The 13,741-nt window shown below is 32.9% G+C and carries 15 protein-coding genes and 5 tRNA genes; 19 read left to right on the top strand and 1 reads right to left on the bottom strand.

What is annotated here, in order from left to right:
- Positions 1-22 precede the first annotated feature (22 nt).
- On the top strand, positions 23-583 hold the full coding sequence (locus Q0800_RS08435) for a T9SS type A sorting domain-containing protein (protein ID WP_299128886.1): 561 nt from the start codon (positions 23-25) through the stop codon (positions 581-583).
- 24 nt (positions 584-607) lie between these two features.
- On the opposite strand, the gene Q0800_RS08430 is transcribed toward Q0800_RS08435, so the two are convergent.
- A complete protein-coding gene (locus Q0800_RS08430) occupies positions 608-1,312 on the bottom strand; it encodes a TlpA disulfide reductase family protein (protein ID WP_299128885.1) in 705 nt (234 codons plus the stop codon).
- Positions 1,313-1,421: 109 nt separating this feature from the next.
- On the opposite strand from Q0800_RS08430, the gene Q0800_RS08425 reads away from it, so the two are divergent.
- From Q0800_RS08425 to secE, 18 genes are all read left to right on the top strand, one after another.
- Entirely contained in the window at positions 1,422-2,693 is a 1,272-nt protein-coding gene (locus Q0800_RS08425; protein ID WP_299128884.1) for a DUF2851 family protein, read from the top strand.
- A gap of 13 nt (positions 2,694-2,706) precedes the next feature.
- On the top strand, positions 2,707-2,934 hold the full coding sequence (locus Q0800_RS08420; protein WP_299128882.1) for a PspC domain-containing protein: 228 nt from the start codon (positions 2,707-2,709) through the stop codon (positions 2,932-2,934).
- A gap of 1 nt (position 2,935) precedes the next feature.
- The gene (locus tag Q0800_RS08415) at positions 2,936-3,967 is read left to right on the top strand and encodes a potassium channel protein (RefSeq protein WP_299128880.1); all 1,032 of its coding nucleotides are present in this window, start codon (positions 2,936-2,938) and stop codon (positions 3,965-3,967) included.
- Between the two features lie 86 nt (positions 3,968-4,053).
- On the top strand, positions 4,054-5,646 hold the full coding sequence (locus Q0800_RS08410; protein ID WP_299128878.1) for an alanine/glycine:cation symporter family protein: 1,593 nt from the start codon (positions 4,054-4,056) through the stop codon (positions 5,644-5,646).
- A gap of 19 nt (positions 5,647-5,665) precedes the next feature.
- Entirely contained in the window at positions 5,666-6,556 is an 891-nt protein-coding gene (locus Q0800_RS08405; RefSeq protein ID WP_299128876.1) for a helix-hairpin-helix domain-containing protein, read from the top strand.
- Between the two features lie 13 nt (positions 6,557-6,569).
- Positions 6,570-7,736 (top strand): acyl-CoA dehydrogenase family protein, encoded by a 1,167-nt coding sequence (locus Q0800_RS08400; protein WP_299128874.1) that lies wholly within the window; start codon positions 6,570-6,572, stop codon positions 7,734-7,736.
- Between the two features lie 160 nt (positions 7,737-7,896).
- Positions 7,897-8,550, top strand: a complete 654-nt coding sequence (locus Q0800_RS08395) for a hypothetical protein (RefSeq protein WP_299128873.1) — start codon at positions 7,897-7,899, stop codon at positions 8,548-8,550.
- Positions 8,551-8,657: 107 nt separating this feature from the next.
- On the top strand, positions 8,658-9,272 hold the full coding sequence (locus Q0800_RS08390) for an outer membrane beta-barrel protein (RefSeq protein WP_299128872.1): 615 nt from the start codon (positions 8,658-8,660) through the stop codon (positions 9,270-9,272).
- A gap of 7 nt (positions 9,273-9,279) precedes the next feature.
- Positions 9,280-9,921 (top strand): YiiX/YebB-like N1pC/P60 family cysteine hydrolase, encoded by a 642-nt coding sequence (locus Q0800_RS08385; protein WP_299128871.1) that lies wholly within the window; start codon positions 9,280-9,282, stop codon positions 9,919-9,921.
- A 90-nt stretch (positions 9,922-10,011) separates the two neighbouring features.
- Positions 10,012-10,896 (top strand): tyrosine-type recombinase/integrase, encoded by an 885-nt coding sequence (locus Q0800_RS08380; RefSeq protein ID WP_299128870.1) that lies wholly within the window; start codon positions 10,012-10,014, stop codon positions 10,894-10,896.
- A gap of 81 nt (positions 10,897-10,977) precedes the next feature.
- Entirely contained in the window at positions 10,978-11,286 is a 309-nt protein-coding gene (gene raiA / locus Q0800_RS08375; protein ID WP_299128869.1) for a ribosome-associated translation inhibitor RaiA, read from the top strand.
- Between the two features lie 110 nt (positions 11,287-11,396).
- Positions 11,397-11,470: transfer RNA gene (locus tag Q0800_RS08370), tRNA-Thr, on the top strand.
- Positions 11,471-11,509: 39 nt separating this feature from the next.
- Positions 11,510-11,591: transfer RNA gene (locus Q0800_RS08365), tRNA-Tyr, on the top strand.
- 177 nt (positions 11,592-11,768) lie between these two features.
- A tRNA-Gly gene (locus tag Q0800_RS08360) sits at positions 11,769-11,841 on the top strand.
- A gap of 71 nt (positions 11,842-11,912) precedes the next feature.
- Positions 11,913-11,984 (top strand) — tRNA-Thr (locus Q0800_RS08355).
- Between the two features lie 65 nt (positions 11,985-12,049).
- Entirely contained in the window at positions 12,050-13,237 is a 1,188-nt protein-coding gene (tuf, locus tag Q0800_RS08350) for an elongation factor Tu (RefSeq protein ID WP_299128868.1), read from the top strand.
- Positions 13,238-13,298: 61 nt separating this feature from the next.
- Positions 13,299-13,371, top strand: a tRNA-Trp gene (locus tag Q0800_RS08345).
- 175 nt (positions 13,372-13,546) lie between these two features.
- Positions 13,547-13,741: a preprotein translocase subunit SecE gene (secE, locus tag Q0800_RS08340; RefSeq protein ID WP_299128867.1), complete on the top strand. Its 195-nt coding sequence runs from the start codon at positions 13,547-13,549 to the stop codon at positions 13,739-13,741.

Raw genomic sequence — 13,741 nt, 5'->3', positions numbered from 1 at the left:
AGAATTAAATGACTACAATAGCGTGATTTTAATTGCAAGTAGTGATCCAGAAGATGATTCTCTTTTTAATCACGGTTTAAGTCTAAGTCTTGTAGATAATTCTAACGGAATGGCAACTGGTGAAGATAATGGAACTGTTACTACAAATAATGCAGACTTAAATCAAATATTTTCTGATTATAATGTAAGTTACTATGAACTTGTAAATGAAGGAACGAGCTACGAAAGATTTGAATTGTTCTGTAATTGTGATGCAGAATTATTAAAACAAGAATTAGATGCGCTCAGCTCAGTCGTTTCGTCAACAGAGTTAATGTTTTTGGTTGTTCTTTTATCGTTGGATGAACAATCTAAAGCTAAAGTAAAAATCTATCCAAATCCCTACAAGCATAAAGTCACAATAGATTTTGACAAACCAATTATAGCGTTAGAAATCTATGATATTACTGGTAAAAGCGTTTATGAATCTCAATCAATTTCTAACTTTGAGAACTTTTCTCAGACCCTAGAATCAGGTGTTTATCTATTAAAAATCAAAACTGAGAGTGAAGAATCTATTACTAAAAAATTAGTGAAATCTTAGTCAGTTTAGACGGTTTTTTTCTTTTTAATTAGTCTCTAAAGCCGCTTTTATAGCACTGTCAATGTGCTCACCAATTTTAGGGAATCCACCGACGATAGCATCGGCAATTTTGCCGTCTTTGCCTATAACAATATTGGTAGGATATGCACTAATGCCCATAGCAGAAATTATGGCCCTCTCATCTGTTACCAGAGGATAGCTAATAGCATGTTTTTTTAAGAATTTTTCAACCTTAGGTTTTTCATTAAAGGTTATTGAAGCAAAGACAATAGAATCATTATCCTTATATTTTTTATGTATTCTATTTAATTCTGGGATTTCACTTATGCAAGGTTTACAGGTGGTAAACCAAAAGTTAAAAACAACAACTTTGCCTTTTGTGTTTTCAGAAGTTATTTTATTTCCATTAATGTCGGTTAAGTTAAATGTAGAGATAGGCTTACCTAACATATCAGTGTCGTTAATTTGTTCTTTCGTCATTTTCATAATCATCTCTTTTTCTTCTTTTGACGCTTTTCTTAACTGTATGTAAGCTTTACCATCTTTATCCTGTTTAGGACTTATCATCCATTCTCCAGAAGTCATTAACTCGGTAAATGTATCAAGATCAATAGTTTTGCCTTCAACGTTTTTAATGCTAGTGTTCTGATCTATTTTAAGACCTTGAGCTTCTAAAACAAGGGTCGTAAAACAGAAAATTAATGTTATGACTATTATTAATTTTTTCATTATTAAATATTTACAACGTTAGTATCTATGATCAAATATGAAACAAAAAATTATAGAATACTAATAATTAAGGTTAACGAGTGTTAAATAGATTTTATATTTTAGTCTTATGCAAGAAGATTTTCTTCATTATGTATGGAAATACAAGGCCTTTTCTACATCATCTCTTAAAACTTTTAAAGATGAAATCATTTCCATTAAACATTTAGGGTCGCATAATCATAATGCTGGGCCAGATTTTTTTAATGCACAGCTTAATATTAATGATCAACTTTGGGCTGGTAATGTTGAGATTCATATAAAATCATCGGATTGGTATCTGCATAGTCACGAAAACGATAAGGCCTATGATAATGTTATTTTACATGTAGTTTGGGAACACGATACAGAAATTTTTAGGAAAGATAATTCTGAAATTCCAACACTAGAGTTAAAAAATTACGTGGACAGACAATTGTTAGAGAACTATCAAAATCTATTACAATCTAAATCTTGGATTAATTGTGAAAATAACTTTGCCAACACTAATGATTTTTTGCTTAGTAATTGGTTAGAGCGCTTGTTTATAGAGCGGTTAGAGCGTAAGTCTAAAGACATTTCAAAATTACTTCAAAATTCAAATAACGATTGGGAAGCGGTACTTTTTAAAATGCTTTTAAAGAATTTTGGACTTAAGGTTAACGGAGAGGCATTTTTAAGTTTGGCTAAATCTGTAGATTATAGTGTTGTTAGAAAACTTCAAAATAAGATCATAGATATGGAAGCCTTACTATTTGGTCAGGCAGAACTTTTAATAGCAGATATTCAAGACGCTTATTATATGGATTTAAAACAGCGCTATCACTTTTTAAAACGGAAATTTAAGTTAACAAATTTAGGTGTAGAGCCACTACAGTTTTTTAGACTGAGACCACCAAATTTTCCTACTATTCGCTTATCGCAATTTGCTAATTTGTATGCGTTAGAGCATAATTTGTTTTCAAAAATAATAGCTCTTAATAAAAGAGAGGAATTCTATGCCTTATTTAATTATGGAGTCACTGAGTTTTGGACAACGCATTACACCTTTGCAAAGACATCTAAAACTTCAAAAAAACAATTAACAAAATCATTTATCGATTTATTAATTATAAATACCATTATACCTCTAAAGTTTAGCTATGCAAAGTTTAAAGGGCATAGTATTGATGATGATTTGTTTAAACTTTTGAAGCAAATTAAGATTGAAAATAATAGTATCGTCAATAAATTCTTAGAGCTAAAACCCTTAGAGAAACATGCGCTTACATCTCAAAGTCTCATACAACTAAAAGGACAGTATTGTGACAAAAATAAATGCTTACAATGTGCCGTTGGAAATAGTCTAATCCTACAAAAATAAGTAACTTGCAGTAATGAACTTATTTTACACTTTATTACATTTTTTTCAAAAGCGAGGTTACTATGTTTGTCAACGCATAGCGGATCGTATTGGTATAAGAGCAAAGATTGTTAGGACGTCTTTTATGTATCTTACTTTTGTAACTGTAGGTTTTGGCTTTGCATTATATTTATTTTTAGCATTTTGGATTCGGATTAAGGATATAATTTATACGAAACGCTCTTCAGTATTCGACTTGTAAAATGAATAACCCTTTAATAAGAATTTTTAGATCCAAAATTTATACAGCCATTCTTTTGCTGATTATTTTATTGTGTATTGGTGTTATTGGTTACAGAGTTATTTCTGGTTTAAGTTGGATAGATTCAGTTTACATGACGGTTATTACCATTACAACCGTAGGCTTTGGCGAGGTACAGCCATTAGGTGTTCCGGCTAAAATATTTACTATATTTTTAATTTTAGCTAGTGTTATTATTGTGGGTTATGCACTATCTATAATAACCGAGTATATTTTAAGTCGAAATAATTTTGAAGATATAAAACAACGTAAGATGCAAAAAGAAATTGATACCATGTCTAATCATATTATAATTTGTGGTTTTGGGCGAAATGGGAGACAGGCTGCAAGAAAGCTTTCAGATTATAAAAAACCTTATGTTATCATAGACCGTAATAAAGAAATAACGGAGCGTTTACAAGAAGAAGATATTCCTTACGTTTTTGGTAATGCCAATGAAGACGAAATACTTATTGAGGCTGGTATAGAGAGGGCTAGTACTTTAATCGCTGCATTGCCTAGTGACGCAGATAATCTATTTGTGGTGCTCTCTGCAAGGCAGATTAATAGTAAAATGACTATTATAAGTAGAGCGTCGCAAGAAACCTCGTATAACAAACTTAAACTGGCAGGCGCTAATAATGTTATTTTACCAGATAAAATGGGAGGAGACCATATGGCATCTCTAGTGGTTATACCAGATCTAGTTGAGTTTATAGACAATCTAGGTATTGTAGGCCAACAAAATATTAACGTAGAAGAAGTAAAGGTAGAACAACTCTATAACCCTCAATCGATAAAAACCATTAGAGATTTAGACTTAAGAAAAAAAACGGGTTGTACCGTTATAGGTTTTAAAGATGATAAAGGTGATTATTTAGTTAATCCCGAAGCAGATACGCGTTTAGTTCCTGGTTCTAAAATCGTTGTTTTAGGCAGGCCAGAACAGATAAAACGTCTAAATTCTGAATATAATATAGAGCAAAAAGCTTAGCCATTTTAACGTGTATGGCTTTAAAAACTCATTTTTTTTTAGCATCTTGTCAGCTAATAATTAATAACTAACTAATAACTAAACTCATGAAGAAATATCTTCTATCAATTTTTGCACTTTTGTTACCATTATTAAATTTTGCTAAGGAAGCTCAAGAAATTGGTATTGACCAAAAAATAGACCAAGCCTTTGGTGATGCTACCGGATGGTTTGTGCAATTTATTTTTTACCAAATACCTTTCACAGATGAGATTAGTGTTTATTGGGTCTTATTTCCTTTAATTATAGGAGCCACATATTTTACGATCTACTTTAAATTTATAAATTTTAGAGGTTTCCTTACGTCTATTAATATAGTGAGAGGTAAATATGATGAAATAGATGATCATGGTTCTTTAGTTGCTGCTGGTGATTCAACACCGGGAGGTGATATTAAGGAAACAATTGCTGTAGAGGATCATGAAGGTGAGGTTTCGCATTTCCAGGCATTAACAGCTGCTTTATCTGCTACTGTGGGTTTGGGGAATATAGCAGGTGTTGCTATAGCCGTTTCTATAGGTGGAGCAGGTGCAACGTTTTGGATGATTGTGGCAGGCTTGTTAGGAATGGCATCTAAATTTGTAGAATGTACGCTTGGTGTTAAGTATAGAGATATTGGAGCAGATGGTACTGTATATGGTGGGCCAATGTATTATTTAACTAAAGGTCTAAAAGCTAAAGGTTTAGATGGTCTTGGTAAAGTTTTAGCGGCATTATTCGCAATATTTGTAATCGGTGGATCTTTTGGAGGTGGAAATATGTTTCAAGTTAACCAAGCCTTTCAGTTGGTAGAGAATATCACGGGTGGTGAAGAGTCTTTTGTACATGGTTATGGATGGGCCTTTGGTTTGGTTATGTCAATTTTAGTAGGTATTGTAATTATCGGAGGTATTAAAAAGATCGCTAAAGTTACAGATAAAATAGTGCCATTTATGGTTGTAATCTATGTAGCAGCATCATTGTTTGTAATCATAGCAAATATCAGTATGGTAGGTGATGCATTTGGTCAGATATTTACAGGAGCTTTTAGTCCAGAGGGTGTAGCAGGTGGTGCTATAGGTGTATTAATACAAGGATTTAGAAGAGCGGCTTTTTCAAATGAGGCAGGTATTGGTTCGTCATCAATTGCTCATTCAGCTGTTAAGACTAAATACGCAGCAAGTGAGGGTATGGTTGCCTTACTAGAGCCTTTTATAGATACTGTAGTGGTTTGTACAATGACCGCTTTAGTTTTAATAATTACAGGTTCTCTAACTGGTACAGGTCCAGCAAATGACGCAGAAGCTATTTTATTAACCTCTAGCGCTTTTGGTAGTGTAATAAGCTGGTTTCCTTATGTGCTTACTGTTGCAGTAGTATTATTTGCTTTTAGTACTATGATTTCTTGGTCGTATTATGGATTTCAAGGCTGGGCATATTTATTTGGGAGATCAAAGAAAATGGAATATACTTATAAGGTTATCTTTTGCATTTTTGTAATTATAGGTGCAGCAGCAAGTTTAGGTTCTGTAATTGGCTTTTCTGATGCAATGATTTTTGCTATGATGGTGCCAAACATGGTTGGTCTCGTAATACTTGCCCCTAAAGTTAAAGAAGAACTCAAAAAATACATGGATGCAATTAAAAATAAAAAAGTATAAATAATTTTATAATAAAACTATGAAATCCCATTTCCAGTTTTCTAATCAACAACGGAATGGGATTTTTTTATTACTCTCAATAATCGTTGTATTACAATGCATTTATGCTTTTGTGGTTCCGATAGCTATCGGGATTTCTAAAGATGAAATTGAACCAGAAAGTGAAGAGCTTAATGCGTTCCGAAAAGAAATCGACTCATTACGTTTGGTTGAAATTGAAAATAATAAACCGAAAATTTACCCCTTTAATCCAAATTATATAACGGACTATAAAGGTTATACTTTAGGTATGACAACTGAAGAAATAGATAGATTGCACCAATTTAGAGAAAACAATCAATGGGTAAATTCAGCTAAACAATTTCAAAAGATTACAAAAGTTTCAGATTCTTTATTAACCAAAATCTCACCTTATTTTAAATTTCCGGAGTGGGTAACAAACCCTAGGCCTAAGTCTAATACCTATGCCAATTCATTTATAAACAAGGATAAGCCAAAAACATTCAAAGAAAAAATAGACTTAAATAAAGCAACAGCTTTTCAACTCAAAAAAGTATATGGTGTTGGAGAAAAATTGTCTGAACGCATCGTCAAATACCGTCAGAAGTATAAAGACGGTTTTGTAGCAGATATAGAGCTAATGGAAGTTTATGGCTTAACACCAGAAGTTATTGAGCGCATTAAAAACGATTTTACGGTAAAGTCACCAAGAGCAATAACCAAGTATAATCTCAACAATGCCACTAGAGATGAGTTGGTTCTTATTAAATATATAGATTATGAGATAGCTAATAATATTATAGAAGAACGCACCTTAAGAGATGGTTTTAAATCCTTAGATGAATTAACAAAAGTTGAAGACTTTCCAGTCCATAAGATAGAGATAATTAAATTATATTTGTATTTGTAAAAATTTTAGTCCTATGTCGAGTATATATTTCACTGAAGAGCATAATTTATTTAGAGAAAGTTTAAGAGACTTTCTAAAAAAAGAAGTGGTGCCTCATATTGAAAAATGGGAAAAAACAGGCAGTATAGAGCGCTTCATCTGGAAGAAATTTGGTGACATGGGATACTTCGGTTTAGCTTACCCAGAAACTTATGGTGGGCTAGATTTAGATTTGTTTTATACGGTTATTTTACTCGAAGAATTACAACAAATAGACTCATGTGGTTTTGCGGCCGCAATTTGGGCACACACCTACTTAGCCATGACACATCTCAATAAAGAAGGAGATGAGGCTATTAAACAAAAATATTTAGTACCAAGCATAGCAGGCGAAAGCATTGGCTGTCTATGTATTACAGAGCCTTTTGGCGGTAGTGACGTAGCAGGTATGCGCACAACTGCTGTAAAGCAAGGCGAAAATTACATCATCAACGGATCAAAAACGTTTATAACTAATGGAGTCTACAGTGATTATTTAGTAGTATCCGCAAAGACCGATCCTTCCTTAGGAGGTAAAGGTATTAGCATGTTTGTTATAGATAGAGATAGTAAAGGAGTATCGGCCACTAAATTAGATAAATTAGGTTGGCGAGCCTCAGATACCGGAGAAATTGCTTTTGATAACGTCAATGTGCCAGTAAGTAATTTAATGGGCGAAGAAAATCAAGGATTTGTTTATCTCATGCAGCATTTAGCCCTAGAGCGTCTTATTATGGGTGTTAACGCACATGCTAGAGCAGAATATGCACTAAATTACACAAAACAATACATGTCTGAGCGTACGGCATTTGGTAAGACCATAGATCGCTTTCAAGCCTTACGTCATAGTTTTGCAGATTGCCAAACACAAATGGAAATATGTAAACAGTTTAATTATTACGTTACTAAAAGACTAGATATGGGTGATTATGCCGTAAAAGAAGCAACCATGTCTAAGTTGCAATCTACCAAAATGGCCGATGATGTTATATATCAATGTCTTCAGTTTTTAGGCGGCTACGGTTATATGGAAGAGTATCCATTAGCAAGGTTGTTTAGAGATAGTCGCCTTGGACCAATTGGTGGTGGTACGTCTGAGATTCTTAGAGAGGTTATTGCCAAAATTGTAATTGATGGTAAGGATTACAAACCAGCGACGTAAATCTTAAAACTTCAAAAGTAGGTAAAATCTTTACTTTAATTACGAGAAAACCGTAATTATTTGACATTGTGAGATTTATATTTGTTAATGTTGTGTTAAATATTAAATTTTCTTTCTTTCTTTCTTTCTTTCAGTATGTTATATTCAATAAACACATATCATGAAAACAATTAAAGAAACCAAAAGACTAGTAGCAATTTTTCTGACAGTAATATTTATGATGCCCACAATGTATAGTTGTTCAAAAGGTAATAATCTTCAAGATGTAAATTATTCTTCTAGGATAGATGGGCAGAAAATTATCGAAGGAATTAATTTAGCAAAGAAATCCAGTGCTTCAATTGTTTCTAAGAATAATTCTGATATCACCATAACACAAGATATTGTCGATGAATATTTAATCCAACTGGGTTTTAATGAAGGTGATGTCTCTGTTGAAACTTTAAATGAAGTAATTGCGAAACATTCAGAAAATAAGAGTTATGATGAATTAATGGAAGAATATAATATTTCTGATATTTCTAAGATAGCACTTCAAAACATAAAAGAAGGTAATACGTATGAAAATTTAGATGACTATGAAGGATACATTGACTTAGAAGATAATGAAAAAGAGATAATTGCTATGTCTAATTCTTTTATGAAATCGTACAATGACTCTCAAAAAAGCAGTAATCATACTAAACAAGAGGCCACAGGTGCATTAGTTGGTCTATTAATCGGTGGGGCGATTTGTGGTGTATTGTGTGCGATTGGTGGCGCTATACTTGGTGCTATTATAGGAGGTGGTTCGAAATCAAATAATAATGGATAATTTGTTCCTCTAAAAAAACTAACAACAAGAATTTTTTTTTAGTAATACCATCCTAGTTTGCAAAGTTAAATTTCTAAAAAGTTAGTTTACATAAAAATTTAAAAAAGATGAGATATTTAATATTATTAGCAATGGGCTTATGTTTTTTTCACTCTCAAGCACAAGACCAGATTAAAGATTCAAAGGGAGAGTGGTTGGTAACTAACCAATTCGGTATAGCCACCTTAGAAGCAGATAATTTTTTTAAGGTTAATGCATCTGTATTCGAGGGTTTATTGGGAAGAGAATTTTTTTTAAATAAAAGATCTTCGATTATTACGGGATTAGAATTTTTAAGAGTAAGAGGTGATTTTACTGATGCTTTTGGTAGTCAGTTATTTATTAATAATAATCATATCAATTTACCAGTCAGTTATAGATTTTATAGTAGTGAAAAAGCCCCTTTGGTTATGTATGGTGATATAGGTGCTTATGGGGCTTATTTATACAAATCTGAAATAGAAAACGCATTAACTAATAGTGATAATGAAGAAACAGGTTTAGGGCTGAACTTTGGATTACAAGTTAACCTAGGACTAAAATATAAATTAGATGACGATTATAGTTTTACCTTGGGTTTTAGATACAAATCAGATTTTGCTAGTTCATACGATGATTCCGAGCAACAATTTGAATTAACTGATTTTTATGCTATTCAATTAGGTTTAGGATTTAATCTATAATTTTATCTTGTCTCTTAAGAAGAAAATTTTAACAGCGGTCTTTGTGCCGTTGTTTTTTATTACTTGCCAAAATGAGCAAATGCTGTTTGATCAGTCGAAACTGAATACTAAAAATGCATATCTGATATTTCGCGGAACTAATACTAAAGAAGGTTTCTTTGCTAGAGATTTTAATATCAAAGACACTCTAAGTTCTCATGTTGGTATAGCAATATATAATGAGAAAGCCTGGAGTGTCTATCATGTCTTAGAAAATAAAAATGCTACAACTGACTTTAACAAAGATGATTTTAAATATTTTTTAAGTAAAGAGCATGATGAGGTATTCTATTATAGCTTGTGTGAATTAACAACATTAGCTGATTATAAAATAGACACATTAAAAAATATTTTGAATCAATATGAATCTAAGCAGGTTGTATTTGATAGAAGTTTTAGTAAGGATTCAAAAAAGCTGTACTGTTCTGAATTTGTTTGTGAGGTTTTAAGCACCGTAGATTCTAATGTGTATAACTTTGAATATTATAAACGAGAACTTAAAGGTATATATAAAACGTATTTTAATAAAGATACATTAGAATATTATCCGGTCGATATGTTTAAGTATAATAAGAATTTTAATAGAGTTTATGAATGGATAGGTAAATAAGCTTTTCATAATCTAAAAACCATAAGATTATATGGTTTTTTGCTATCCATTAATAATTCCCACTATATTTGAGAAGTCATAAAATAAAATATGAGCCTCAAAGCCTTTTCAAATTATTTAAGCTTAGAAAAGAAATATTCTAAACATACGGTATTGGCATATGGAAGGGATCTAGAATTGTTTCAGGAGTTTATGCTAGAAAATCATGATTCACGGTTCATTGAAAATGTGAGTTATTCAGAAATAAGACAATGGATCGTAGAGCTAGTGAATAGCGGTGTATCAAATAGGACTATAAATAGAAAAATATCCTCGCTTAGTTCCTATTTTAAATTCTTACAAAAAATAAAAGTCAGAGATACAAACCCGTTAAAAAATCACAAAGCCCTAAAGGTTGGTAAAAAAGTGCAATTGCCTTTTTCTGAAGAAGAATTAAAAGACGTCCTAGAAAATACTATAGAAATTATCGATTTTGAAAGCGCAAGAAACCAACTTATTATAGTACTTTTTTACGCCACCGGAATTAGACGTATTGAGCTAGTAAACCTAAAGATTTCTGGCATAGATTTTAGCAACAAACAGATTAAAGTTTTAGGAAAACGGAATAAAGAACGCTATATTCCACTTATAAATCAGTTAGTTACATTTTTAAAAATTTACCTAGACTACAGAAACCAATTGCCCGAAATAAAAGACAACGACATTTTATTTTTAACAAAAAAAGGACTTAAAATCTATGAAAAACTTGTATACAGAATAATAAATAAGTATTTTAGTAAGGCATCTACAAAAGCGAAATGTAGTCCACATGTTTTGCGGCATACATTTGCAACGCATTTATTAAATAAAGGTGCCGATTTAAATGCTGTAAAAGAACTTCTTGGTCATACAAGTCTAGCTGCAACCCAAATATATACGCATAATAGTATAGCCGAATTAAAAAAAGTTTACGAAAAATCGCACCCAAGAAATTAGAGTTTAGTTGTAATCTTAATTTACTATTTAACGTCTATTAAGATACAATATAGCAATTGTATAACTTAAAAAATTCAGTTCATGAAAGTAAACACGCAATCCGTTAATTTCAACGCAGACAGAAAATTGATTGATTTTATTCAGAAAAGAATGGATAAATTAGATTTGTTCTATGACAAAATAATACAATCAGATGTTTATTTAAAAGTTGAGAATACAAGTGACAAAGAGAATAAAGTTTTTGAAGCCAAAGTTAGTGTGCCTGGAGACAGTTTTATAGTGAAAAAACAATGTAAAACATTCGAAGAAGGTGCCGATATAGCTATAGCTTCCTTAGAGCGACAGATAAAAAAACGAAAGGAGAAATTAAGAGACAGAATAAAGGCTTAAAATTTTTTCAAAAATGTTTTGAATAAAAAAATAAAACATTACATTTGCAGTCCGTTAGAAATAGCGGGCTTTTTTGTGACCTATTTTAGGGATAAGAAAAGTAGGAAAAAGCCGATGTAGCTCAGCTGGCTAGAGCAGCTGATTTGTAATCAGCAGGTCGTGGGTTCGAGTCCCTCCATCGGCTCTTGAAATTTTGAAATTATACCAATTATTAATTGGTTTTGGGGAGATACTCAAGCGGCCAACGAGGACAGACTGTAACTCTGTTGTTTTTAACTTCGCAGGTTCGAATCCTGCTCTCCCCACAAAGAAATTTTTACAAGCAGTTGTCAAAAGTCCGCTTTTGCAAAACTGTGTTAAAAAATTCTTTGGATTGGGAGATCAATCCTAAAACTTTGAAATAATGAAATGATTGATTCTTAAAAGACCTAAAATTCAAATACCATTAGAGATTTGAAAATTTACTATTTGGAATTAAACAAGCGGGAGTAGCTCAGTTGGTAGAGCGTCAGCCTTCCAAGCTGAATGTCGCCGGTTCGAACCCGGTCTCCCGCTCTATAAAATTTACGAATTACGAATTTCGATTTGCGAATCGTAAATCTAACATCGGCGATCGTAAATGAATTGCCGGCGTAGCTCAGGGGTAGAGCGTTTCCTTGGTAAGGAAGAGGCCACGGGTTCAAATCCCGTCGTTGGCTCTTTATTAAAAACGTTCAAATAAAGTTTGAACACAAATAATTAAACAAGATTAAATAAATTAAACATGGCAAAGGCAACTTTTGATCGTTCAAAACCACACTTAAATATTGGTACTATTGGACACGTAGATCACGGTAAAACAACTTTAACTGCTGCTATTACTAAAGTATTAGCTGATGCAGGTTTATCTGAAGCAAAAGATTTTGATCAAATCGACAACGCACCAGAAGAAAAAGAAAGAGGTATAACAATTAATACTTCTCACGTAGAATATGCAACAGCTAATCGTCATTACGCTCACGTTGACTGTCCAGGTCACGCCGATTACGTAAAGAACATGGTTACTGGTGCTGCTCAAATGGATGGTGCTATCTTAGTTGTTGCTGCAACAGATGGTCCTATGCCACAAACTCGCGAGCATATCTTACTTGGTCGTCAGGTAGGTATTCCTCGTATCGTAGTATTCATGAACAAAGTGGATATGGTTGATGATGAAGAGTTATTAGAATTAGTTGAAATGGAAATCAGAGATTTATTATCATTCTATGAGTACGATGGTGATAATGGTCCCGTAGTTGCTGGTTCTGCTTTAGGTGCACTTAACGGTGAGCAAAAGTGGGTTGATACAGTAATGAATTTAATGGAGCAAGTTGATTCTTGGATTGAAGAGCCTGTACGTGATATGGACAAGCCTTTCTTAATGCCAATTGAGGATGTTTTCTCAATTACAGGTCGTGGTACTGTAGCAACTGGTCGTATTGAGACTGGAGTTGCTAATACAGGTGATCCTGTTGAAATCATTGGTATGGGTGCTGAGAAATTAACATCTACTATTACAGGTATTGAAATGTTCCGTCAAATATTAGATAGAGGTGAAGCTGGTGATAACGCTGGTATCTTATTAAGAGGAATTGAGAAAACTCAAATCTCTAGAGGTATGGTAATTACTAAACCTGGTTCTGTAACACCTCACTCAAAATTTAAAGCTGAGGTTTATATCCTTAAGAAAGAAGAAGGTGGTCGTCACACACCATTCCATAACAATTACCGTCCACAGTTCTACGTGCGTACAACTGATGTAACAGGAAATATTGCACTTCCTGATGGAGTTGAAATGGTAATGCCTGGTGATAACTTAACTATTAACGTTGAGTTAATCCAACCAATTGCAATGAACGTAGGTTTACGTTTCGCTATCCGTGAAGGTGGTAGAACAGTTGGTGCTGGTCAGGTGACTGAAATTTTAGACTAAACAAATACATAAATAAGTAATTAAGGTGTCCCGTTTTTTCGGGATGCCTTGATTATTGTTTACGGGTTTAGCTCAGTTGGTAGAGCACTGGTCTCCAAAACCAGGTGTCGGGAGTTCGAGTCTCTCAACCCGTGCTAAGCAAAGTAGAGCGAGTCTAAAAAGGTTGGCATAGAGAGCCAGAGTAAGGCATTTAACTCGTTTAGATTGCATTACGAGTAGAGGATTTAAAAGTTTTAACTAACTCATCAGGTCTTCTAAGTTCGTTTAAAATTATAAATGAAGGTTTAATAACCAAAAAAAATAAATCAAATGGCAGGATTTGTAACATACATAAAAGAATCGTTCGATGAGTTAAAGAACCATGTGTCTTGGACACCTTGGCCAGAAGCTCAAAGACTCACAGTAATTGTTGCGGTATTCTCAATAATTTTCTCTCTAGCCATTTGGGGAGTAGATACAGTGTTTAGTAAAGCTGTAAAAGCTTATTTTGATATTATTAGCTAA

Source organism: uncultured Winogradskyella sp. (genome assembly GCF_937958655.1).
Lineage (GTDB): Bacteria > Bacteroidota > Bacteroidia > Flavobacteriales > Flavobacteriaceae > Winogradskyella.
The sequence above is the reverse complement of the archived record's forward strand: the minus strand, read 5'-3'. Positions and strand labels throughout refer to the sequence as shown.